At 70.1% G+C, this 23,656-nt stretch carries 19 protein-coding genes; 8 read left to right on the top strand and 11 right to left on the bottom strand.

Annotated features, from left to right (window positions below; genetic code table 11):
* Window positions 1–212: 212 nt before the first annotated feature.
* The 3 genes from AB0E24_RS00795 to AB0E24_RS00785 are packed head-to-tail and all read right to left on the bottom strand — an operon-like array spanning window position 213 to window position 2,377.
* Window positions 213–953, bottom strand: a complete 741-nt coding sequence (locus AB0E24_RS00795) for a class I SAM-dependent methyltransferase (protein ID WP_359374114.1) — start codon at window positions 951–953, stop codon at window positions 213–215.
* Window positions 954–1,001: 48 nt separating this feature from the next.
* Window positions 1,002–1,844, bottom strand: a complete 843-nt coding sequence (relB, locus tag AB0E24_RS00790) for a type II toxin-antitoxin system RelB family anti-toxin (protein ID WP_359374111.1) — start codon at window positions 1,842–1,844, stop codon at window positions 1,002–1,004.
* Between the two features lie 14 nt (window positions 1,845–1,858).
* On the bottom strand, window positions 1,859–2,377 hold the full coding sequence (locus tag AB0E24_RS00785) for a DUF6879 family protein (RefSeq protein ID WP_102937239.1): 519 nt from the start codon (window positions 2,375–2,377) through the stop codon (window positions 1,859–1,861).
* A gap of 483 nt (window positions 2,378–2,860) precedes the next feature.
* On the opposite strand from AB0E24_RS00785, the gene AB0E24_RS00780 reads away from it, so the two are divergent.
* The gene (locus AB0E24_RS00780; RefSeq protein ID WP_069866673.1) at window positions 2,861–3,142 is read left to right on the top strand and encodes a hypothetical protein; all 282 of its coding nucleotides are present in this window, start codon (window positions 2,861–2,863) and stop codon (window positions 3,140–3,142) included.
* 309 nt (window positions 3,143–3,451) lie between these two features.
* The gene (locus AB0E24_RS00775; RefSeq protein ID WP_359374106.1) at window positions 3,452–3,901 is read left to right on the top strand and encodes a hypothetical protein; all 450 of its coding nucleotides are present in this window, start codon (window positions 3,452–3,454) and stop codon (window positions 3,899–3,901) included.
* Here the strand turns inward: AB0E24_RS00775 and AB0E24_RS00770 are convergent.
* Window positions 3,870–4,400: a hypothetical protein gene (locus AB0E24_RS00770; protein WP_359374103.1), complete on the bottom strand. Its 531-nt coding sequence runs from the start codon at window positions 4,398–4,400 to the stop codon at window positions 3,870–3,872. The two genes, AB0E24_RS00775 and AB0E24_RS00770, sit on opposite strands and share 32 nt — an antisense overlap.
* 282 nt (window positions 4,401–4,682) lie before the next feature.
* On the opposite strand from AB0E24_RS00770, the gene AB0E24_RS00765 reads away from it, so the two are divergent.
* Together AB0E24_RS00765 and AB0E24_RS00760 are read left to right on the top strand one after the other, a co-directional pair.
* Entirely contained in the window at window positions 4,683–4,820 is a 138-nt protein-coding gene (locus AB0E24_RS00765) for a hypothetical protein (RefSeq protein ID WP_285903937.1), read from the top strand.
* 198 nt (window positions 4,821–5,018) lie between these two features.
* On the top strand, window positions 5,019–6,572 hold the full coding sequence (locus tag AB0E24_RS00760; protein WP_359374099.1) for a phosphate ABC transporter substrate-binding protein: 1,554 nt from the start codon (window positions 5,019–5,021) through the stop codon (window positions 6,570–6,572).
* Between the two features lie 88 nt (window positions 6,573–6,660).
* On the opposite strand, the gene AB0E24_RS00755 is transcribed toward AB0E24_RS00760, so the two are convergent.
* From AB0E24_RS00755 to AB0E24_RS00735, 5 genes are all read right to left on the bottom strand, one after another.
* Complete coding sequence (locus AB0E24_RS00755) at window positions 6,661–8,343, bottom strand: M4 family metallopeptidase (RefSeq protein ID WP_359374096.1); 1,683 nt, start codon at window positions 8,341–8,343, stop codon at window positions 6,661–6,663.
* Window positions 8,344–8,487: 144 nt separating this feature from the next.
* Window positions 8,488–10,122, bottom strand: a complete 1,635-nt coding sequence (locus AB0E24_RS00750; RefSeq protein WP_069866917.1) for a M4 family metallopeptidase — start codon at window positions 10,120–10,122, stop codon at window positions 8,488–8,490.
* A gap of 301 nt (window positions 10,123–10,423) precedes the next feature.
* On the bottom strand, window positions 10,424–12,652 hold the full coding sequence (locus AB0E24_RS00745) for a M4 family metallopeptidase (RefSeq protein ID WP_283888736.1): 2,229 nt from the start codon (window positions 12,650–12,652) through the stop codon (window positions 10,424–10,426).
* Window positions 12,653–13,174: 522 nt separating this feature from the next.
* Window positions 13,175–13,906 (bottom strand): dipeptidase PepE, encoded by a 732-nt coding sequence (gene pepE, locus AB0E24_RS00740; RefSeq protein WP_359374093.1) that lies wholly within the window; start codon window positions 13,904–13,906, stop codon window positions 13,175–13,177.
* Between the two features lie 127 nt (window positions 13,907–14,033).
* Window positions 14,034–14,846 (bottom strand): IclR family transcriptional regulator, encoded by an 813-nt coding sequence (locus AB0E24_RS00735; RefSeq protein WP_079259057.1) that lies wholly within the window; start codon window positions 14,844–14,846, stop codon window positions 14,034–14,036.
* A gap of 178 nt (window positions 14,847–15,024) precedes the next feature.
* Here AB0E24_RS00735 and AB0E24_RS00730 point away from each other — a divergent pair, with 178 nt between their 5' ends.
* The 4 genes from AB0E24_RS00730 (at window position 15,025) to AB0E24_RS00715 (ending at window position 19,721) form a co-directional block, all read left to right on the top strand.
* Window positions 15,025–15,987 (top strand): DUF1177 domain-containing protein, encoded by a 963-nt coding sequence (locus AB0E24_RS00730; RefSeq protein WP_069866658.1) that lies wholly within the window; start codon window positions 15,025–15,027, stop codon window positions 15,985–15,987.
* A gap of 35 nt (window positions 15,988–16,022) precedes the next feature.
* Complete coding sequence (locus tag AB0E24_RS00725) at window positions 16,023–17,702, top strand: OPT family oligopeptide transporter (protein WP_079259058.1); 1,680 nt, start codon at window positions 16,023–16,025, stop codon at window positions 17,700–17,702.
* Window positions 17,703–17,880: 178 nt separating this feature from the next.
* Window positions 17,881–18,657 carry an AroM family protein gene (locus AB0E24_RS00720; RefSeq protein WP_272482325.1) on the top strand — a complete coding sequence of 259 codons (777 nt, stop codon included), beginning with the start codon at window positions 17,881–17,883 and terminating at the stop codon, window positions 18,655–18,657.
* Window positions 18,658–19,052: 395 nt separating this feature from the next.
* The gene (locus AB0E24_RS00715) at window positions 19,053–19,721 is read left to right on the top strand and encodes an aspartate/glutamate racemase family protein (RefSeq protein ID WP_359374087.1); all 669 of its coding nucleotides are present in this window, start codon (window positions 19,053–19,055) and stop codon (window positions 19,719–19,721) included.
* Window positions 19,722–19,768: 47 nt separating this feature from the next.
* On the opposite strand, the gene AB0E24_RS00710 is transcribed toward AB0E24_RS00715, so the two are convergent.
* The gene (locus AB0E24_RS00710; protein ID WP_099015022.1) at window positions 19,769–21,652 is read right to left on the bottom strand and encodes an ABC transporter ATP-binding protein; all 1,884 of its coding nucleotides are present in this window, start codon (window positions 21,650–21,652) and stop codon (window positions 19,769–19,771) included.
* A complete protein-coding gene (locus AB0E24_RS00705; RefSeq protein WP_359374083.1) occupies window positions 21,649–23,655 on the bottom strand; it encodes an ABC transporter ATP-binding protein in 2,007 nt (668 codons plus the stop codon). Before AB0E24_RS00705 ends, AB0E24_RS00710 begins: the two co-directional genes overlap by 4 nt.
* Window position 23,656 lies beyond the last annotated feature (1 nt).

Genomic DNA, 23,656 nt, shown 5'->3' with positions numbered 1-23,656 from the left:
CCGCGGCGCCGTCGTGGCTGGTCGCGCCCACGCGGCGGAGCCGCACATCGACACAGCCCCGCGCCCCTTCGGGGCGCTGCCGAACCGTAGCGGATTTCGCCCGACCCGCTTAGGACGACCAGTGGGAGGACTGGAAGAACCGGAAGGACTGGAAGAACCGGAAGGACTGGAAGGACCGGGAGGACCGGGAGGGCCGCCCACCGGACTCGCCGTCAGAGCGATTCGAGCTCAGCCCGATAACCTTCGGTCACATAGGGCATTTCCGTCGGCCGCTCCGCGTCCAGCAGCCCGCGGACCCGCCCCAGTAGCTCCTCCCGTGTCGCGTGCTCCAGAGTGATCACGTAGCTGCGGGAGGCGACCATGTCCAGGATCTCTTCAGCCGTCATCGGATGGCTCCAGCGAAAGTCCTGCCGCTCGACGGGGCCGAACGGGGCGCCCACGCGGTCCACTTGCCGGTCTTCCGTCGGCGCCGCGGCGTAGTCGCGCAGAATCCGCTCCAGCCCCGCCACCCAGGGCGCCGACAGATCACGGGAGTTCCACACCAGCCCCAGCCGCCCGCCCGTGCGCAACACCCGGGCGATCTCCGGGACCGCCCGCCGCGGGTCCACCCAGTGCCAGGCTTGTGCGCAGACCACTGTGTCCACGCTCGAGTCCGGCAGGGGGATCGACTCCCCTGTCCCCTCCAGAACGCGGACACCAGGGAGCACCTGGGAGAACCGCTCGCGCATCCCGGCCGAGGGCTCCACCGCGATGACCTCCCGACCCGGGGCCCGCAGCGCACGGGTCAGCTTGCCGGTGCCCGCTCCCAGATCGACGACGCCCTGTGCCCGCTCAGGCACCAGCCAGGCCACCGCCTCCGGCGGATAGGGCGGGCGACCACGCTCATAGGCATCCGCCGCGGCCCCGAACGAGCCCGCCTGACGTTGTCTCTCCCGCTCCTCGGCTGTCGCCATGCCAAGCATCCTGCCAGGCGGCCCACTCGGCGCAACCATGCGGACGCGCTACGAGCGACTCAGGCAGGCCCTTGCACGTGCGATGAGACGGTGCGCCTGGGCTCCGTAGACGGCGGTCTCGCTCAGGTTTTCCCAAACGCGCTTGTACAGGGTGACATCAGCTGCCGACTCAAGATGCAGCTCAGTGTTGATCGTCTCGACGATCACGCGCTCGTCGTCGAAGATCCAGAAACCATGCTTGGGTGTGAGCTTGAGAGGTGCGCCAAGGGGAATGACGCCGAATGAGACGCTGCTCATCCCGATAAGGCCGACGAGGCGGTCAAGCTGTGCCGCCATCACGTCGTGGGGACAGATCAGGGCGTGCATTACGCCCTCCCAGATGAGGATGTCAAAGCGCTTGCCCGGTTCGTAGAGAACCTGCTGGCGCTTGACCCGTGCGCGTACCGCCTCCTCGGTGTCCCGAGGCGTCCGCATCAGCTCGGCGTTCTGTAGCAACAGGCACCGTGCGTACTCCGGAATCTGGAACAAGCCCGGGATGACGGTGGCCTCATAGCCCCGAACGGTCGACGTCCGGTGGTACTCGACGACGTATTTCTCTTGTACGCCGCGATGGCCGGAAGCGAGCTGGCGCCGCCACGATCGCTGCTGTGATTCGAGGCCGCGGAGGCGTGCCTTCAGGTCCTCGGCTTGGGATGGAGCGCCAACCGCATCGACCCACGCTTCAAGGTCTATGACGGTAGCAGTCTGTTTGCCGTTCTCCAGCCTTGAGACCTTCGAACGTTGCCAGCCGAGTCGGGCCGCCAGCTCCTTGCCATTGAGGCCGGCCTCGGTGCGCAGCTCACGCAGCCGCGCACCAAGGGCGATACGGCCGGCCTGAAAGTCAGTGGTCACACGGACGACGGTACCTATGCCTGAAACTCCCTGGTGGGTACAGCATGGTGCCATGCGGCGTCACGGACCTGACAGGCGTGGACCACTGATTCCGAGTCCTCCAGGACGTGCACGCCCAGGGTCCTTCCCGCGTTGTCGATGACGAACTTGACGACGGAGCGGGAATCGAACAGCCAGAAGTCATACTCCGGCAGACCCATACGCTCCGCGTCCGACCGGTAGAGATTCCGGACGTCCTCTCCGGCCTCGACGTTGCCGAGCCCGGATGCCAGCAGGAACCGTTGCCCCTCCGTGGGAGGCTGATCCACCAGGCGCACTCGCTCGAAGCGCTTGCCCTGCATCGTCTGCTCGCGGACATTGACGTGCCAGGGGCTGTCTGGGCTGTAGCCGAAGGTCTCCCCGCGCTGGAAGCGCGGCCAGTTGGGGCTGGCGAGGTCGGAGGCGTAAGCCCGCTGTGTCTCCAGCCGCCAGGCAGTGTGCTTGAAGTTCTCGAAGAAGTGGGAGACATCTTCGAAGGAAACGAGGTTGGGCACGTTTTGTACTCCTTGGGTGCGTAACGAGTCAGCAACTCGCGTGGGATGACGACGAATGCCTCTGACTCCTTGACGTCCCGGAGTTGAGCAAGGTGCCTGGGGTCGGTGAGAAGATCTCCCTGGACGATAAGATCGCCGGTTTCTTCGTTTTCGTAGAGCGTTGGGCAGTTGCCGTTCTCGGACGTCGTGCCGAGGAACCTCAACGCCATAGCGTTTCCCCTCCACTGGGTGATCGATCGGGTCATCAGAATGTCGTGGATAACGTCGAAGGGACAGGCGATTGCGCGGGATTGCGACGGTCATTCACCCATGCGTGTTGCTCTGCGCTCCCTTGAAGGGAAGTCAACTCCGGCTCGCGTGAGATCGTCGAGCAACTTCGAGCAATCACGTTGAGCAGCCGAGAGTGCGCTCCGTAGCGTCTCCGTCACCTACTCGTGCGGAGAAGTTGGCAGCCATGAGAATCACCGAAGAAGCATCGATGCCATGCGTTCCGAGCGTCACCGAGCGGCCGAAGAAGACGGAAGGCCGGTCGCCGAACTGCTGCGCGAGGCACTGGGCTGTCTCGGCTTCACTCCGGACGTAGCCATGCCCCACGGCGAAAAGGACGAGGCCCTGTTCTGGCCGGTTCTGCGAGGCGAGGTGACGGTCTCGGGACATCCGATGGTCGCCCTGGGACGTATTCCGCGCGACAGCGCGAATCGGCTCGCGGAAATCCTCATGCGTGCCGCTCTGGAAGAGCAGACCAAGAAGGCCGCCCCTCGGTGAGCCGTCCCTGAGACCCCCGTCCCGGCTGGACCGGAGCCCTGGCAGGTCGAGCCCAGCGCGGAACGGGTGCATGTGCACGACGGCGCGAGGAAAGTCCCCGCGCTGACAGCACCGAAGGGAATCTTCCCGATGCGCTTACGCGGATTCAAGGACGTCGTCCGACAGGACCCGGAGGACGACGGGCCGACCGAGGACGGTCAGCAGGGCGGATGCGGTGACGGTGACGGCTGCGGTCGGCAGTAGTCGCGTGACGTAGACGGGCGGCCCTCGCGCCTCGTGGGGGCCGCTTCTCCTGAGGAAAGCGGGCACATGCACCATCACGGCTACACCTGGCTCGGGTCCGCACATGAGTTGTTCAAGGACGGTCCCCGGCGTCCCCTTCACCCGGAGTTCAGATCTAGTGGGGTTGTTCCCCTGGAATGCGCTCACTGGCTGCTCAAGCCGACCGCCTTCATCCAGGGGACCTGGAGCGATGCGGAGCAGGCAGCGGCATGGTTCTGGCGGCGAGTGCGGGCTTCCGCAGCGGCGTTCGCTTCGGAACGCGACCGGGACACTACTCGGCTCGTCGATGCGACCCGTCGCGTGGTCGAACGGGTGGCGAGCGGTGAGGATGTGGTCGGCGGCTGGTATCTCACGGGACGGAGATTCCTGTCCGTGTGCCTCATCGCGTGCAGTCCGCACCGTCTGCGCCCCGAGATTCCCTGCCCCGTCGGCACTGCCGAAGGGATCAACCCGGTGACAGGTACTCCCACCGTTTGACGTGTGCGCAGCTGTGCAAACCGGCCTTCTTGGCTGCCGCCCCGGTCTCCTCCGCGCTGTCCTTGACGATGTTGGCGGTCAGGGCGAGTAGCAGGTCCATGCCGGGCTTGAGGTTCTGGATGGTGCTGTGCATCGTGTACAGCTCTTTCGCGTATGCGTCCAGCTTGCCCAGCCAGGTGTTCAACGCGGCTCGGTCGGATGCGGAATCGGGTTGGGGTAGCTCTTTGATGTCCTTCCGCAGGTCTCTGATCAGAGCGTTCCGCTTCTGGATCTTCGTCAGGTCGTCCGGGCCGAGTCCCTGGCCGTAGGCCAGGTCCCCGGTGAACCGGTCGGTGATGGTGTCGCACTTTTTGTCGGCACTCTCGACCAGCCCGGGAGGCGACGACGAGCAACTTCCCAGTGTGGCCACGCCGAGCAGCACGACCCCGACGAGCCCGCTCGCCCGCAAGGGGGCGAGGCGTCGGCGTGGCCGATGGCGATAGGTGCTCTCGTCGTGCATGTCATCCCGTTTCCGCCGTGGGTCATGGGGGCCGGGACACCCCGGCCACTGGCCGGGATGGTCCCGCGCCTGCCTCGGGACCCCTCTCCGGGGCGTGAGCCGCGCGCCGGGGCGGGGTGAGTTGTCCGGTTGGGTACTGTCCGTTCCCCAACGCGGCTCCTAGGCTTCAAGGTTGGCTATCCGACCGTTTCGGGAGGTGTTGTGCGAGACCAGAAGATGTACTGCTGCCCCTGTGGAACTGACGAGCCGCATCGTCGTCTCACTGCCGCCGAGAAGGCTTGGGTGAAGAACGAGACGCACCGGAAGAGCGTCGAGGACATCTTCATGTGCAAGGCGCCGAACTGCCGCAATCTACGGACCGGTTTCCAGAAGCGTCCCTTCGACCCGATCCTCCGCCTGCCTTTGCCTGAAGACCTCTGACCGCGCATGAGGTCGCGGCGCCGTGCGGCAGACCGAGGTTGGTCGCACGGCGCCGCCGTGCCTCCGCTCGCGCCCCTGCGAAGGTCGTGGTTGAACGCGGGACGAACATTGGATGAGAGGTGGGCCACACCGGCCACTTAAGCGATCTCGGAGCGTACATTCGCCCCCCTGAAGCCATTGCATGCACGGGGGGCAACCATGAAGTGGCTGGAGCAGTTGACCGCGCCCGAGAATCTGCTGGCGCTTCTCGGTGTCGTGGTGACGGTCGGAGGACTGTCGTACGAGCGGCTGATTCCGGGCCGGAAGCGTATCGGCTATCGCGTGCAGATGGACACGCTGATAGATGACAGTACCCAGGACGGGCCGATTCATCAGCGGTTGCGGATGCTGGAGAACACCCCGGATCTGGCCGGGGCCTCGCTCGTCCTGCTGCGGATCGAGAACGACGGGTTCCGGAGCATCGACGCCGATGACTACATCACGGCCCCGGCGACGAATCACCGCGGGCTGACCGCGACCTTCCCCAATCGCACCGTGCGGGATGTGGCGGTCACCGAGCCCAGCCATCCTGATCTGCTGCGGCACCTTCCGCAGCGCGGAACCCCGGCGAACCCCGGTCTGGTCTGTGCGGGCAATGAGATCTCGCTGCCCCGGGTGCCGCTGAACAAGGGGGATCACTTCAAGCTGCTGGTGCTGCTGACGGGGGCCGGGACCGATAAGCCGCCGCATGTGGGCGGGCGGATCCGGGAAGGCAAGATCCGGAACAATGAGAAGTTCCGGCGGCCCAGCAATCGGATGCTCGGGCTCATCGGCAGTCTGCTGGCCCTGCTGATTCTCCAGCCGTTCGGTACGCAGCTGTTGCGGGACGATCCGCTGCCGCGTGGATGTGCCGAGGGAAATCTGACGATTGTCGGCTCGACCGCGTTCAAGCCGGTGTCCCAGGATGTGGGCAAGGCGTATCAGGGCGACTGCCGTGGTGCCGTGGTCACCGTGGAGGCGCAGGGCAGCGGGCGCGGCACGAAGACACTGATCGACGAGGGGGAGGCGGCGAAGGGCGGATTCCCGTCGTATGTCGCCTTCTCCGACGGCCCGGACGGGGATGGGAACCCCAAGCTCAAGGAGCATCTGGTGGCGCTGTCCGTCTTCAGCGTGGTGGTGAACAAGGACGTCCGGGTCACGGATCTCTCGCTCCAGGATCTCCGCGACCTTTATTCGGGCCGGATCACCAATTGGAATCAGCTGTCCGGCGGTCCCGATCTGCCGGTACGGCTGGTGAGCCGGGACGCGAAGTCCGGGACGCGCGGGGTGTTCGAGAACCGGGTGCTGCACGGCAATGAGATCTTCCGGACCTCCGACAACTGCCGGACCCCGAAGTTCGACAGGGACCGTGTCATCCGCTGTGAACTCGACAGCACGAGTGAGGTGTTGAAGACGGTGGCGGCCACCCCCGGCGCGATCGGCTATGCCGAACTGCACTCCGCGGAGGAGAGCGCCCGGCAGGGGCATCTCCATCTGTTGGCCGTGGAGGGACGCAAGCCCTCCATCGACGCGGTGCGGGAGCGGACGTACTCCTTCTGGGAGCCGGAGTACGCGTATACCTACACCGCTCCGCCCCCGAACTCCCTGACCTCGAAGTTCCTCGACTATCTGGCCGGGGACACCGGGCGGAACCTCATCGAGCAGCACGGTCATCTGCCCTGCTCCGCCGCGGAGAACCAGCGGGCGTGTCAGCTGGCGGCCGGCGGGCGGTAGGCCGGCGGTAGGTCGGCGGCAGAGCCCCGGCGGAGAGCGCGCCCGGCCGGGTGGGCGGGTACGGACCCGCCCACCCAGCCGGACGGGGTCACTTCACGTTGACGCCGCCCCAGGCGTTGTCGACCGCCTTGTACTCGGCGCTGCTCGCGCCGTACAGGGCCTTCGCGGCCTTGAGGGTCGCGGTGCGGGCCTTGGCGTAGTTGGTGGTCGAAGTCATGTACGAGGTCAGGGCCTTGTACCAGATCTTCTCGGCCTTGGCGCGGCCGATGCCCTTGACCGTGCGGCCGTCCTTGGTCGGGCTGTTGTAGGTCACCCCGCCGATGACCTTACGGCCGCTGCCCTCGGACAGCAGGTAGAAGAAGTGGTTGGCGATACCGGAGGTGAAGTGCGGGTCGTCGTTGCCCACACCGCTCTTCCAGTAGTCGTAGGACAGACCGTCCTTGCTGGGCTTGTCCATGTAGCGCAGCGGAGTGCCGTCGCCATTGATGTCGATCTTCTCGCCGATGAGGTAGTCACCGGGGTCCTTGGCGTTCTTGGCGTAGAACTCCACGGCGGTGCCGAAGATGTCGGAGGTCGCCTCGTTGAGCCCGCCGGACTCGCCGCTGTACTCCAGGTTGGCGGTGGCCGAGGTGAGCCCGTGGCTCATCTCGTGGCCCGCGACGTCGAGCGAGGTGAGGGGCTTCTTGTTGCCCGCGCCGTCGCCGTAGGTCATGCAGAAGCAGTCGTCGTCCCAGAAGGCGTTCTCGTACGCGTCGCCGAAGTGGACCCGGGAGTACGCGGCCTTGCCGTTGCCCTTGATGCCGTTCCGGCCGAGGACCTTCTTGTAGTAGTCCCAGGTCATGGCGGCGCCGTAGTGGGCGTCCACGGCGGCGGTCTGGGCGATGGTGGGCTTGCCGTTGCCCCAGACGTTGTCGGCGTCGTAGAACGCCGACCCCTTCTTGGTCTCGTCCCACGAGTGCTTGAGGTTGTACGTCCGGTGGCCGCCGCGCGCGGAGTCCTTCAGCAGCCACTGGCTGCCGCTCCTGACGCTGCCGACGGTGACCTTGCCGTTGTGCTGACCGGTGCCGGTGCCGTTCTGGACGGCCTGGAACTCGTACAGCTTCCGGCCGCTGTCGGCGTCGGTGATGACGTGCAGCTTGCTGGGCGTACCGTCCTTCCGCACCCCGGTGACGACGGTCTCGTAGGCGAGCACGGGCTTGCCGGTGGCGGCCCAGATCACCTTGCGCGGGGCGTCCTCGGCGCCGGTCTTCCTGTCGCCCGCGGCCTGCGCGGCGCTCAGCGCGGACCGCTCGGCGCCGGAGGGGGCGATGGCGGCGCTGGTGTCGGTGACCTCGATATCGGCGTCGGTCGCCTTGTCGACACTCCGGGAGGCGCCGCTCGCGGACTCATGGACGATCAGGTCGCCGCCGAGGACGGGGAGTCCGGCGTAGGTGCGCTCGTAGCGGGTGTGGGTGGTGCCGTCGGCGTCCTTCACGACATCCTTGACGATCAGCTTCTCCTCGGCCCCGAGCCTCAGCGACTTCGCGGTGGAGACCGTGGTCGCCCCCGCCTCGCGCAGCAACTCGGCGCGGGCCGAGGGGGAGAGGGAGACGGCGGAGGCGCCCGAGGCGCTGGCCGAAGGGGCCGGAGGAGCTGCCGCGTTCGCGGATCCGGCGGTGGCGCCGGCGGCGAGCAGGGAGGCGGCCAGGGTCGCCGCTCCGGCGGCGAGGGCGGTACGCGAGTGTCTGAGACGGGATATGCCGGATATCGCTGACGTCGAACGTGAATCCACGCGTATCTCCAGTTGTGATGGGGAGTTGGGCGAAGCTCCGCCCAACGCGACAAAGATGTCGCTTTGCCGTGGATAAAACATACCGGTGCCCGGGGTCTCGGACCCCGGGCACCGGCGTGGTGTCGTGCGGTAACTCAGCTGGTTTTACTTGACGTTGACCCCGGCCCAGGCGGCGTCCACGCCCTTGGCCTCGGCGCTGTCGGCGCCGAAGAGGTCCGTGGCGGCCTTCTGCGTGGCCTCACGGGCGGCGTGGTAGTCGGTGTTGGAGGTCATGTACGTGGTCAGGGCCTTGTACCAGATCTTCTCGGCCTTGTCCCGCCCGATGCCCTCGACCTTGGAGCCGTCGGAGGTCGGGCTGTCGTACTTCACACCGTTGATCTCCTTCGCGCCGCTGCCCTCGGACAGCAGGTAGAAGAAGTGGTTGGCGACGCCGGAGGAGTAGTGCACATCCATGTCGCCCACGCCGTCGGACCACTCGTCCGCGGACTGGCCGTCCTTGCTCGGCTTGTCCATGTAGCGCAGCGGGCTGCCGTCACCGTTGATGTCGATCTCCTCGCCGATGAGGTAGTCACCGACGTCGGTGGAATTGTCGGCGCTGAACTCCACGGAGGTGCCGAAGATGTCGGAGGTGGCCTCGTTCAGGCCGCCCGACTCGCCGCTGTACTCCAGGCCCGCGGTCGCGGAGGTGACGCCGTGGCTCATCTCGTGCGCCGCCACGTCGATCGCGGTCAGCGGGGCCTTGTTGCCCTCGCCGTCGCCGTAGGTCATGCAGAAGCAGCTGTCGTCCCAGAAGGCGTTGACGTAGCTGTCGCCGTAGTGCACGCGGGAGTAGGCGCCCTTGCCGTCGTCGGCGATGCCGTTGCGGCCGTGCACGTTCTTGTAGTAGTCCCAGGTGACGGCGGCGCCGTAGTGGGCGTCGACGGCGGCGGTCTGGGGGTCGTCCGGCTTGCCGGTGCCCCAGTTGTCGTCGTCGTCGGTGAACGCCTTGCCCTCGCCGCTCTCCCCGTTCTCCAGGTTGGTGGTCTTGTGGCCGCCGCGGTCGGCGTCGGTCAGGGTGTAACCGCTGCCTTCCTTGCTGGTGCCGAGCTCCACCGAGCCGCTGTACTCGCTCTCGCCCTTGCCGGTCTCGATGCCCTGGCGCTCGAAGAGCTTCTTGCCGGTGGCGGCGTCGGTGATGACGTGCAGCTCGTTCGGGGTGCCGTCCTTCTGCACCCCGCCGACGACGGTCTCGTAGGCGAGCACGGGCTTGCCGTCGGCGGCCCAGATCACCTTGCGCGGGGCCTGGTCGGCCGCCGCCTGGGTGGTGTCGTCGGCCTTGGCCAGCTTGACGGCGGCCTTCGCCGCGGTGGTCGGGGCGATCCCGGCGGTGGTGGAGGCGACCTTGACGGTGGCCTTGGTGGCCTTGGTGACGCCCTTGACGTCACCGCCCTTGGCACGGTGGACGATCAGATCGCCACCGAGGACGGGCAGGCCGTCGTAGGTGCGGTCGTAGCGGGTGTGGGTGGTGCCGTCGGCGTCCTTGATGACGTCCTTGACGACCAGCTTCTCCTTGGCTCCGAGGCCGAGCGACGAGGCGGTGTCCACCTTGGTCGCGTTGGCCTCGCGGAGCAGCTCGGCACGGGCCGAGGCGGAGAGCGCCGTGGGCTGGGCCCCGGACTTGGCGCTCGGGGCGGCACCGGCGGTGCCGGTGGTCAGTCCCGAGACGAGCAGGGCCGCCGCGGCGACCACGGTACCGGCCGCGATCGCCGAACGCCGCTTGCCGGCACCGGATATGGGCATGCTGAAGGTCTTGCTCACGCGGACTCCTCGTTGCTGTGGGGGGTCAACGCCGGGCAGCGGGGAAGTGCGGCCCGGTGTTGAACAAGAGGTGCAGATGCGTAATGCGTGGGCAGACTGTCATACAAGTCCGGGACATGTCACGGGTTTCATGGCAGGTTGAAGGGAAAATGTTCGTTGAATGCTGATCAACCTTCGGATTCCGGACAGCTGGAAGCGTGAATAAGGCACCAAAAGAGGCGCCGCCAGGGGGAGTCGGGTCGACCCCTGGCGGCGCCTGTCCGGTGAGAGCGTTACCGCTCCGTCAGAAGGTCAGCTTCCAGCTGTTGATGTAGCCGGTGTCCTGTGCGTACAGGTCCTGGACCCTCAGCTTCCAGGTGCCGACCGCGGTTTCGGAGGACGCGTCCACGGTGTACGTGGTCCGCACGTCGTCCGCCGAGTCGAAGAGGCTCGCGCTCTTGAGCAGGTAGGCCGTACCGTCCGGGGCGATCAGGTCGATCACCAGGTCGCCGCGGTAGGTGTGCACGATGTCCACGCCCACCTGGAGGTTGGCGGGCGCGTTGCCGGCCCGGCTCACCGTGATCGGTGAGGTGATCGGCTCACCCGCGTCCGGGATGGCGATGTCCGCGGTGTTCTCGAAGACATTGCCGCCGCTGGTGTTCACCACCCAGGTGAAGGACGCCGTGCCGGTCTCGCCGGCCGAGTCGGTCACCGTGACCGTCACCGGGCTGGATCCGACGGTGGTCGGGGTGCCGGAGATCAGGCCGGTGGTGGAGTCGATGGACAGGCCCGCGGGCAGCCCGTCGGCCGCGTAGCCGAGCGCGCCCGGGTTGGAGCTGGTCGCGGTGATCTGGAGGCTGGTGGCCTGGTTGACGATGCTGGTCTGGTCGCCGGGCGGGGTGACGGTGACGCCGTCGGCGATCCGGCTGCCGACATTGACCCCGGCCCAGGCGTTGGCCACCGCGTTGTACTGCGCGCTGCCCTGGCCGAACAGCTCGCCCGCCGCCCACAGCGTGGCGTCGCGGGCGCCCGCGTAGTTGGTGCTCGAGGTCATCCGCTGGCTCAGCGCCTTGAACCAGATCTGCTCGGCGTTGTCCCGGCCGATGCCGGTGACCGGGAGGTTGTCATACGTCGGGCTGTCGTAGCTCACACCGTTGATGACCTTGGTGCCGCTGCCCTCGGAGAGCAGGTAGAAGAAGTGGTTGGCGATGCCGGACGAGTAGTGGACGTCCACATTGCCGACACCGGAGTACCAGTTGTCCTTGGAGGCCCCGTCCTTGCTGGGCTTGTCCATGTAGCGCAGCGGGGTGCCGTTGCCATTGATGTCGATCTTCTCGCCGACGAGGTAGTCACCGGGGTCGTTGGCGTTGCCGGCGTAGAACTCGACGGCGGCGGCGAAGATGTCGGAGGTGGCCTCGTTGAGCCCGCCGGACTCACCGCTGTAGGTGAGGTTCGCGGTGGCCGAGGTGACGCCGTGGCTCATTTCGTGCGCCGCGACATCGAGGGAGGTCAGCGGCTTGGCGTTGCCCGAGCCGTCGCCATAGGTCATGCAGAAGCAGGCGTCCTGCCAGAAGGCGTTGACATAGCCGCTGCTGTAGTGGACCCGGGAGTACGCCCCCACACCGTCGCCCCTGATGCCGGTGCGGCCATGGACGTTCTTGTAGTAGTCCCAGGTCTCGGCGGCGCCGTAGTGCGCGTCCACACCCGCGGTCGCGGCGTCGGAGGTGGAGCCGTTGCCCCAGACGTCGTCGGCGTCGGTGAAGAGCGTGCCGGTGCCCGAGGTGGAGCGGTTGAGGTTGTACGTCTTGTGGTCGCCGCGACCGGAGTCGGTGAGGTTGTACGAGCCCGCGCTGCCCGAGGTGCCGAGTGTCACCTGGCCGCTGTACTGGCTGTTCCCGGTGCCCGTCTTGACGCCCTGGAACTCGAACAGCTTCTTGCCGGTGGCGGCGTCGGTGATGACGTGCAGCTCGTTCGGGGTGCCGTCCTCCTGGAGGCCGCCGACGACCGTCTCATAGGCGAGGGCCGGCGTGCCCTTGGCGGCCCAGATCACCTTGCGGGGCGCCCGCTCGGCCGAGGTCTTCCGCGAACCCTGCGCGTTCGCCGCCTTCACCGCGGCCTTCTCGGCGGTGGCGGGCGCGACGGCGGCGGTGGTGGTCGGCACCGTCAGCCGGGCCTTGCTGGCCTTGGCGACGGTCAGCGGCGCACCGCTCTTCGACCGGTCGACGACCAGATCGCCGCCGAGGACGGGGAGTCCGGCGTAGGTGCGCTCATAGCGGGTGTGGGTGGTGCCGTCGGCGTCCTTGATGACGTCCTTGACGACCAGCTTCTCCTTGGCCCCGAGCCCGAGGTCCTCGGCGGCCTCGCCCTTGGCGGCGTCGGCCTTGCGGATCAACTCGGCGCGCTGGGCGGGGGACAGCTCGGCGGGGAGGGCGCCGGGGTCGGGGGCGCCGGAAATCGTGCGGGCGGCGGGGCGGTCGGCGGAGCCGTCCTGGCGGGCGGCGGCGGTCCCGCTCTGGAAGCCGACGCCGATCATCGCCGCCGCGACGACCAGCGCACCGGTCGCGATGGCGCGATGACCTGGGGTGCGACCGGGTCTCTGGCTGCCGGGTCTGAGATGCGGTTGGGGGAGGGGTCGTCTCACGCTGACTCCTTCTGCGCTGGCCGCGCGGTGGCACGGCCGGGACGACCGGGCGGCTGGGTCGCCGTCCGGGCAGGGCAGGGCAGAACGCGTGCGTTTTCCGGTGTCACCGGGTGCGCCCGGCCGCGGACGAACGACTGGGTGCGGCCGCGGTGCGACCGGGGGGCGTGGGGGGATTTGGCTTCGGGCGTAGCTTCACGCTGGGGAACTGCTGCGCCTCGGCCGAGGGAAGAGTGGCACCAATGGACTCGACCTGTCAGGATCGCGACAAGAAGTTGTCCGGAAAGCGTCCGTTGACAGGTGTGCCGTGTTCACATGACGGTGATTTACAGTCAATTTCGGCAATGCGCACGGCGTTGACCGTGCGCTGGGTGGCCAGTTCGCTGCTGGGACGCGTGAGACGAGAGAGCTCTGCCGTCAGCGCACCGCGGAGTCGAAGCGCGGCTCCTCACGCAGCAGTGCGCTCAGATCGGCGCCCGGTCGCAGCTCGGCCGGGTCCTCGCCCCTGCGGAAGAGGATCGCCCCGGCGTCGATGCCGCCCAGCGTCAGCCGCTCCGCGTCCCGGCGCAGCCAGGTGCCCTCGCGCAGTCCCACCACGGGGACGTCGTTCTCCTCCAGGAGCTGCTCGAGCCGCTGGGCCCGGCTCTCGCCCATATGCGCGGTGTCCGGCTTGGCGTCGAGGTAGTGCGGGTTGATCTGGAACGGCAGCAGGCCCAGCGCCTCGAAGGTGGGCGGCTGGACGATGGGCATGTCATTGGTGGTGCGCAGGGTCGGGCAGGCCATGTTGGTGCCCGCGCTGGAGCCCATGTAGACCGCGCCCGCGGCCACCCGTTCCCGTATCGACCGGACAAGATCGCGCTCGTGCAACGCCTTGAGCAGCCGGAAGCTGTTGCCGCCGCCGACGAACACCGCCTGCGCCCCGCGCACCAGCTCCGCCGGATCGTCGGCGGTGTGCGCACCGGTGACCTCCACGCCCAGCGGCTCCAGGGCCGAGGCCACCTGGGCGGTGTAGCCGTCGTGGTCGGCCAGCGCGTAAGGCACGAAGACGAGCCGGCGCGCACCGTCCAGCGCCGAGGCGATCTCCTCGCGGGCGTGCTCCAGATAGCCACGGCCGGGCGCGGCGGAGTTCGACAGCAGCAGCAACTGCATGAGGGGGCCTTTCTGGGGAGGAACCGAGGGGCTGAAGGGGCTGGAAGGGGCTGGAAGGGTTCGAGGGCTGTGGGGCCGACTGGGTCGCGCGGGGACGCGGGGCGGGAACGGCGGAACGCCGCGCCGCTCAGCGCCGCTCGCGGTGCGGGGTACGCCGCAGCCGGGCGGGCGTCAGCGCCCTGCCCAGTTCGGCGGCACCCTGAAGCAGCGGCGCGACCAGCTGCTCCCGGCGCGGACGCAGCACCTCTGGCGTGGCGGCCAGCGTCAGGGTGCCCACCGGACGTCTGCCCACCAGAACCGGCGCCGCGAGCGCCGCGGTGTCCGGATCGTACTCGCCCTCGGAGTATGCGTAGCCGACGCGCCGCACCTCGGAGAAGCGCTCCTCCAGCCGCACCGGATCGGTGAGGGTGTGCTCGCCGAAGCGCGCCATGGGGCGGCCGTACAGCAGCACGGCCCGGTCACCGGGCGGGAGCATACCGAAGTAGGCGCGGGAGGTGGCCCCGGCGTGCGCCGGGTACAGCTCGCCCGCCAGCACGTAGTAGCGCAGCGGGCCGGTGGCCCCGTCCACCGCCGCCACGCAGCGCATGTGCACTCCGTCCGGGACCGCGAACAGCGCGTTCACCCCGACCGCCTCGGCCAGCGTCTCCAGGGTGGGCCGGGCCAGGCTGGCCATGCCGCCGCCCCGCTCCCACACCCAGGACAGATGCCATACCGCGGGGCCCAGCCGGTAGCGGCGTGAGCGCTTGTCGGAGACCAGGAAGCCCCGGTAGGCCAGCGCGGCCAGCAGCCGCTGGGCCACCGACTTGTCCAGCCCGAACTCCTCGGCGATCTCGGTGACGCCCCACTCCGGGCGCTCCCGGTCGAAGGAGAGCAGCACATTCAGGACACGGTCGGCGGTCTGGAGGGGCGGGGCACCGGTTACGGGGGTCTGGTCGGCCATGACGAAAGAGTAAACATTCTCGGATATCGAGAAAACATTGCGCACTGCGCGACGCCGGGCGGACCCTGGCGAAGCCGGCGCCCGGTGGCAGTGCCCGCCACCCGCGCCGCTTCCCCGCTCGTGTCCGGTCGGGCCATCGGCGTCACCGACCGCACCACCCCGCCGTGAGAGGCCAACTGTGCTCAAACACGTCCTTGACATCATCGAACTCCTCGACCGCCCGCAGACCAGCGGCGCCCTCCTCGCCGACCATCTGCGCGCGGTCCAGGCCGCGGCCGGAGCCGACCCGCAGACGGCGCCCGAGATCGAGGTGCGCACGGTCGAGGGCGACAAGGGCAGCACGGACTTCGTCTCCGTCACCGTCCCGGGCCGCCGCGGCAAGCTGAGCGGCGGCGACGCCCCGACCCTGGGCGTCCTCGGCCGGCTCGGCGGCGTCGGGGCCCGTCCGGAGCGGATCGGGCTGGTCTCGGACGCCGACGGGGCGGTGGCGGCGCTGTCCGCCGCGGCCAAGCTGCTGGACATGCACGCCCGCGGCGACGTCCTGGACGGCGATGTCACGCTCTCCACCCACGTCTCCGGCTGGGCCCCCACCCAGCCGCACGACCCGGTGCCGTTCATGGACTCCCCGGTGGACACCCTGGTCTGCAACCGCGAGGAGATCTCGCCCGCGATGGACGCGGTGGTCTCCATCGACACCACCAAGGGCAACCGGCTGCTCAACCACCGCGGCGTCGCCCTGTCGCCCACGGTCTGCCAGGGCTGGATCCTGCGGGTCAGCGAGGATCTGGTGTCCGTCGTGGAGAGCGTGACCGGCGAGTCGGCGCACATCCTGCCGATCACCACCCAGGACATCACCCCGTACGGCAACGGGGTGCACCACCTCAACTCCATCCTCCAGCCCGCCGTCGCCACCACCGCCCCCGTCGTCGGCCTCGCGATCACGGCGGGCACGGCGGTGGCCGGATGTGCCACCGGCGCCAGCCATGAGACCGACATCGCCGTCGCGGCCCGCTTCGCCGTCGAGACCGCCAAGGAGTTCGGACGCGGGGTCGCCCGCTTCATGGACCCCGAGGAGTTCGCCCGCCTGGTCGAGCTGTACGGACCCATGACCCACCTCCAGGCCCTCACCCCGGCGGGGTGACCGACCCGTCCCCATCGGACCCCGCAGGAGTCCCCATGAACCCGAACACCCAGGCCACCGCAGAGGCCGCGGACGCCCCACCGCGGTCGCACCCCAGAGCCTTCGAACCCGTCACCCTCGTCCTCACCATCGTCCTGTCGGTCCTCGGCGCGCTGATCGGCATCGTGCTGATCACCTCGCTCGGGGTGTCCCCCAACACCGCGGTGATCGGCGCCCTGGTGGCGATGCTCATCGGCCGCATCCCCATCGGCGTGCTGACCCGGATGCGCTCCCAGCACCGGCAGAACCTGGTGCAGTCGGCGATCTCCGGCTCCACCTTCGCCGCGGCCAACTCCCTGCTCACCCCGATCGCCGTGCCCTTCGCCCTGGGCCGGAACGACCTGGTGTGGCCCATGCTCGGCGGGGCCGTCATCGGCCTGGCCGTGGACAGCTGGGTGCTGTTCCGGGTGTTCGACTCCAAGCTGCTGCCCGCCACCGGGTCCTGGCCCGCCGGTATCGCTGCGGCCGAGACCATCAAGGCCGGGGACACCGGCGGGCGCAAGGCCGCGATCCTGGGCGTGGGCGCGGTGGTCGGCTTCGTCGGCGCGCTGTTCAAGCTGCCGACCAGCGCCGCGGGTGTGGGCTTCCTGGGCAACATCTGGGCGCTCGCCATGTTCGGCATCGGGCTGACCGTGGGCCAGTACGCCCCCGACTTCGGCTTTGACCTGGGCGCACGCCATGTGCCGCACGGGCTGATGATCGGCGCGGGGCTGGTCGCCCTGGTCCAGGCGCTGCTGCTGATGCGGACGCGGAAGGGCGGGGCCGACCAGGCCGAGCGGTCCGAGGGCGTCGCCGACGCCCCCGAGGCCGATGGCGGTCCCACGGTCCAGGCCCCTCAGCTGCGGCGGGGACTGCTGGAGGGCATGGCACTCTTCGTCTGCGGCGCGGTCGTGGTCGCGATCGCGGGCGGCGTGGTCGGCGGGCTGTCGCTGCCCGCCCTGGTCGGCTGGGTGCTGCTGGCCGGTGTCGCCGCCATCGTCCACCAGCTGATCGTGGGGCTCGCGGCGATGCACTCCGGCTGGTTCCCGGCCTTCGCCGTCACCCTGATCTTCCTGATCATCGGTCTGGTGCTGCACATCCCGACCGTCCCGCTCGCCCTGCTGGTCGGCTACACGGCCTCCACCGGCCCTGCCTTCGCCGACCTCGGCTACGACTTCAAGGCGGGCTGGCTGCTGCGCCGGGACGCCACGCCCTGGCGGGCCTTCGAGCTCGAGGGGCGGCGCCAGCAGTACCTCGCCCAGCTCGTCGGCTTCGGCGTCGCGCTGGTCGTCGTCGCCGTCGCCTGGAAGACCTTCTTCTCCGACGGCAAGGTGCCGCCGGTCGCCGAGGTCTACGTCACCACCATCAAGACCGGCCTCGAACCCGGAACCATGACCACCATGCTGCTGTGGGCGATCCCCGGCGCGCTGGTCCAGTTCCTCGGCGGACCTTCCCGGCAGATGGGCGTCCTGCTGGCCACCGGACTCCTGGTGGCCACGCCCCAGGCCGGATGGATGGTCCTGGGCGCCCTGGTGGCCCGCCAGCTCTACACCATGTGGCGACGGCGCGGAATCGCCGACGCGCAGGCGCGCAAGGAGTCGGACACGCAGGCCGAGAACGACCTGTCGCTGGTCGGCGCCGGCCTCGTCGCCGGAAGCTCCCTCAACGACGTCGGCCAGCTCACGAAGGCGCTGTGAGAACGCGCTGTGAACGTGCTGTGGGGCGGGCCCTGTGAGGGAGGTCCTGTGGGGCGGGCCCTGTGAGACGGGCCCCTGAGGGAGGCCCCGTGAGGGAGACCCCGTGAGCGGGCCCCGCGAGGCAGGCCCCGTGAGGAGCCCTTTGATGAGTCCTGTGAGAAAGGAGGAAGGAGGCCCCGTGAGCGAGAACACGCACGCTGTGGACACGACGGAGACCGTGGCCCCCGAACCACCCCCGGCGGGCGTCGCCCCGGCCCTCGGCCTGGTCACCATCGGCCAGGCCCCGCGCGCCGACCTCCGCCCCGACGCCGAACCACTGCTGCCCGGGGTGCGCCTGGTCGAACACGGCGCGCTCGACGCCGACCGGTTCGACGGCGACGCCGAGGCCGCGACCCGCCGTCGGCTGGCCCCCGAGGACGGCGAGGCACCGCTGGTCTCCCGGCTGCGCGACGGCCGTTCGGTGCTGCTGGGGCACGGGGCGATCGTCCCGCGCATCGCGGACGCGGTGGCCCGCGCGGAGCGGGACGGCGCGGCCGCGACCCTGCTGCTGTGCACCGGCCGCTTCCCGGCGGTACGGGCCCGGCGGCCCCTGCTGTTCGCCGAACCGCTGGTGCAACAGGCCGTCGCCGCGACCGTGGGCACGGACCCCGTGGGCATCATCTGCCCGCACCCCGACCAGGCTGAGGATGTCTCCCGGCGCTGGTCGGAACTGCTGCCCGGCCGGGTACAGGCCGCGGTAGCCGATCCGTACGGCCCCGCCGAACGTGTCCTGGACGACGTGGCCGCCGCCGCACGCACCCTGGCCGACCGCGGCAGCGCCTGGCTCGTCCTGGACTGCATCGGGTACACCGAACAGATGCGCACGGCCGCCCTGCGGTCCGCGGACCGCCCCGTGCTACTGGCCCGCGCCATCGCGGTCCGCATGGCGGCGGAGGTGGTCGCGGCCTCGGCCTAACGAACGCGAGGCGCTACCGCGCCCCCACCCACCACCACGGCCGCCCGGCGCCGCCACGCATCCACCGCCGGGACGCGACGGCCACGCGGCCGCGCACCCACCCGCAACCTGGGCGTGACGGCCACGCGGTCCGGCACCCCTCGGTTGCCACCGCCCATCCACCCGCCCACACGACGTGGCGGCCACACGGACGCCGCCACGCAGCCACCCGCCCCGGAACGCGACGGCCATACGGCGCCGCCACGCATCCATCGGCCCCGGGACATGACGGCCACACGCCCCCTCCGCACATCCACCCGCATCCTCGGCCCGACCGGCACGCAGCCCTTCCGCTCCGCGCACCCACCCGCAACCCTCCGCCTGCCCCGCGGCGCCTCATCCACCGGAGGTCCACCATGTCCGAGTCCTCGTCCACCGCCCACGCCCGGCCCATCGGGGTGATCCGCGTCCTCACCAGCGAGGACCCCGCGGTCGTCGCCACCCACGGCAAGGTCATCGAGGAGCGCTACGGCCTGCCGACCGTCTCGCGGTGCATCCCCGGCCAGCCCCATGGCATCCATGACGATGAGTCCGAGGCCCGCGCCGAGCCCAAAATCGTCGACCTCGCACGGGAGTTGGCGGATGCCGGGGCGCATGCGCTGATCATCAGCTGCGCCGCCGATCCGGCGCTCAAGGAGACCCGCCGGGCCGTGGGCATCCCGGTCATCGGGGCGGGGTCGGCGGCCGCCGCGGTCGCCCTGGGCCTCGGCCGCCGGATCGGGGTGCTGGGCATCCGGGACGAGGCACCGCCCGCCGTGCGCGCCCTGCTCGGCGACCGCTTCACCGCTTCCGCCCGCCCCCACGGCGTCCACCGCACCACCGACCTCCTAGCCCCGGAGGGGCCGGCGGCGGTACTGGAGGCCGCGACCGGGCTCGTCGCGTCGGGCGCGGACACCCTGCTCCTCGCCTGCACGGGCCTGAACACCATCGGAATCCGCCCACTCCTGGAGGAGCGGCTGGGCGTCCCGGTCGTGGACCCGGTACTAGCCGCCGGACTGCTGGCCTCGTATGGCCACGGCGGCTGAACGGCCGTAACGAAGAACCCTCGCCCGTAAGGAAGAACCGTCGCCCGTCACACCAAGCTGTCCCGCCACGCCTGGTGCAGTGCGGCGAAGCGGCCCTCGCCCGCGATCAGGCGGGCCGGTGGGCCGTCCTCGACGATTCGGCCGTCGGCCATGACCAGCACGCGGTCGGCCGTCTCCACGGTCGACAGCCGGTGGGCGATGACGACCGCCGTACGGCCGCGCAGCACCGTGTCCATGGCGCGCTGTACCGCGCGTTCGCCCGGGATGTCGAGGGAGGAGGTGGCCTCGTCGAGGATGAGGACGGACGGGTCGGCGAGCAACGCGCGGGCGAAGGCGACCAGTTGGCGCTGGCCGGCGGAGATCCGGCCGCCGCGCTTGCGCACGTCCGTGTCGTAGCGGTCGGGCAGGGCGGCGATGAAGTCATGTGCGCCGATCGCCTTGGCCGCCTGTTCGATCTCGGCGCGGGTGGCGTCGGGGCGGCCGATGGAGATGTTGTCGGCGATGGTGCCGGAGAACAGGAACGGCTCCTGCGTCACCATGACCACACCGCGCCGCAGTTCGGGCGTGGCCAGGTCGCGCAGATCGACGCCGTCGAGCAGAACCCGGCCCTCGCTGGGGTCGTAGAAGCGGGCCAGCAACTTGGCGAGGGTGGACTTGCCCGCGCCGGTCGCCCCGACCACGGCGACCGTCTGACCCGCGGGCAGTGTGAGGTCGAAGCGGGGCAGCACCTCGCCGCCGGTGCGATAGGCGAAGCGCACCCCGTCGAAGACCACCTCCCGGCCGGGGGCCTTCGCGGGGCGCGGCGGCAGGGGCTTGGGGTCGGCGGGATCGGGGACGGAGGGGCGCTGGGCCAGCAGGCCCGCGATCTTCTCCAGCGAGGCGGCCGCCGACTGGTAGGAGTTGAGGAACATCCCCAGCCGGTCGATCGGGTCGTACAGCCTGCGCAGATACAGCGCGGCCGCGGCGAGCACCCCCAGCGCGAGCGAACCGGAGGCCACCCGGTAGGCGCCCCAGAGCACGATGGCGGCCATCGCGGCGTTGGCCACCAGCCGGGAGCTGACCACATAGCGGGCCATCTCCAGGATCGCGTCCCCGTTGGCGCGCTCATGGCGGTGGTTCTGCTCGCCGAAGCGCGTGTCGTTCGCGCGCTCGCGGCGGAACGCCTGCACGGGACGGATGCCGTTCATGGTCTCGGTGAACGTCACGATCACCGCGGCGATCGCCGTCGACCGCTTGCGGTACACCCGCATGGAGCGGCGCTGGAAGGAGCGGATCAGCAGATACAGCGGCCAGAAGGAGAGCACGGCCGCCCCGCCCAGCCCCCAGTCCAGATACAGCAGCGTGATGGAGATGTAGACGACCGACAGCGCGACGCCGAGCAGCTCCTCCAGACCCTCGGTGAGCAGCTCGCGCAGCGACTCGACGTCCGTCGTGGCGCGGGAGATCAGCCGGCCGGAGGTGTAGCGCTCGTGGAAGTCCACGCTCAGCGCCTGGGCATGGCGGAAGATCCGGCCGCGCAGATCCAGCAGCACGTCCTGGCTGATCCGGGCGGAGGCGCGGATGAACGCGTACTGCAACGCCCCGGAGGCCAGCGCACAGCCCAGATAGCCCGCGCCGACGGCGATCAGCGGGCCATGGGAGCCGTCGCGGAGGGCGGGCACGCCACGGTCGATGGCGTACGCGACGAGCAGCGGACCCGCCTGGACGGCGGCCTGCTGGAGCAGCAGCAGAACGGTCGCCACCCAGACCCGCCGGCTGCGCGGGGAGAGCAGCGAACGCAGCAGGGCCAGCGACGCGCCCTTGGGCACCGGCAGGACATCGCGGTCGAACCGGTCGGACGACGTCCCCCGGCCCCGGTCCTCGTCCCCGTTCCACTCCCCGGAGCTCTCCCAGTCGTCGGCGCTCTCCCGCTCCTCCTCGACCGTCGTCATGGACTTCTCTCCCCCTCCTCGGCTTCCTGCCCGGACATCAGCGACCGGTATTCCGCGCTCTCCCACAGCAGCCGCTGATGGGTGCCGACGGCGGCGATCCGGCCTCCTGACAGCAGCGCGACCCGGTCGGCGAGCAGCACGGTGGACGGCCGGTGGGCGACGACCAGCGCGGTCGTGGACGCCAGCACCTCCCGCAGCGCCGCCTCCACCAGCGCCTCGGTGTGCACATCGAGGGCGGACAGCGGATCGTCGAGCACCAGGAACCGGGGGCCGCCCACGACGGCCCGCGCCAGCGCGAGCCGCTGCCGCTGGCCTCCGGACAGGCTGAGCCCCTGCTCGCCGACCTCGGTGCCGGTGCCCTCGGGCAGGGCGTGTACGAAGTCCGCCTGCGCCACCTTCAGGGCCCGCAGCAGCTCCTCCCGCCCGGCGTCGGCGGCGCCCATGAGGACGTTCTCACCGGCGGTGGCGGAGAACAGCGTGGGCTCCTCGAACGCCACGGCCACCAGGGCGCGCAGCTCCTCCCGGGGGAGGGCGGTGATGTCCCGGCCGTCGACGGTGATCCGCCCGCGGGTGGCCTCGTGGAGCCGGGGGACAAGGGCGGTGAGGGTGGTCTTCCCGGATCCGGTGGCCCCGACCAGCGCCATGGTCTCACCGGACCGGATATGGAGATCGACCCCGCGCAGCACGGGCGGCTCCTCCGCCGGCGCGTCCGCGTAGGCGAACTCCACCCCCTCGAACCGGAGCCCGTCCGCGGCGCCCTCACCGTTTGTGCCGTCCCGGCCGCCCGCGCCGTACTTGCTGGCCGGGCCGTCCCGGCCGCCCGTGCGGACCTCGCCTCCCGTGAGGACCTTGCCGCCGGTGCGGACCTCGCCGCCGGTGCCGTCCTCACCTTCCGTGCCGTCCTCACCGTCCGTGTCGTCCTTACCGCTCGCGCCCTCCTCGCCGCGCCCCCGCGTCCGCGCGGGCCGGGGCCGGTCGGCCGCGGTGGCCGGCTCCGCGTCCATCACGTCGAAATAGCGGTCGGTGGCCGTGGCCGCGTCCTGGCTCATCGCGAGGAGGAAGCCCAGGGACTCCACCGGCCAGCGCAGCGTCATGGCGGTGGAGAGGAAGGCGACCAGCGTGCCCGCCGACAGATCCCCGTCGGCGACCCGCACCGTGCCGAGCACCAGCGCCGCGCCGATCGCCAGCTCCGGCAGGGTCATGATCAGCGCCCAGAGCGTGGCCAGCAGCCGCGCCTTGTGCAGCTCGGTGGAGCGGACCTGATCGGACAGCGCGCGGAAGGCGCGGGCCTGGCTGCGGTGGCGGCCGAAGCCCTTGACGATCCGGACGCCCAGCACGCCCTCCTCCACGACCGTCGTCAGATCGCCGGTCTGGTCCTGCACGGTGCGGGCCACCGTCGCGTACCGCGTCTCGAAGAGCGAGCACAGGATCACCAGCGGCACCGCCGGGACCACCAGGACCAGGCCCAGCGTCCACTCCTGCGACAGCAGAATGGCGAACCCGGCCAGGATGGTGACCCCGTTGACCACCAGGAAGGTGAGCGGGAAGGCCAGGAACATCCGCAGCAGCATCAGATCGGTCGTGGCCCGCGACAGCAGCTGGCCGGAGGGCCAGCGGTCGTGGAAGGAGACCGGCAGCCGCTGGAGATGGCGGTAGAGATCGGCGCGCATCGCGGCCTCGACGGAGGCCAGCGGACGCCCCACCAGCCAGCGGCGCAGCCCGAACAGCGCGGCCTCGGCCGAGCCGAGGGCGAGCAGCAGCGCACCGCCCAGCCAGACCCCGCCCGGGTCCCGGTGCGCCACCGGCCCGTCCACCATCCACTTCAGGACCAGCGGGATGACCAGCCCCAGACAGGAGGCGACGACCGCCACGGCTGCCGCGCTGAACAGCCGCGCCCGCACCGGGCGCACATATGGCCACAGTCGCAGGAGCGAACGCGTGGCGGAGCGGTGCCGCGGGGCGGCTCCGCCTTCCTGGGCGCGGGGTTCACTCGTCACAGCCATC

It is taken from the genome of Streptomyces malaysiensis subsp. malaysiensis (assembly GCF_040653035.1).
Lineage (GTDB): Bacteria > Actinomycetota > Actinomycetes > Streptomycetales > Streptomycetaceae > Streptomyces > Streptomyces malaysiensis.
The sequence above is the reverse complement of the archived record's forward strand: the minus strand, read 5'-3'. Positions and strand labels throughout refer to the sequence as shown.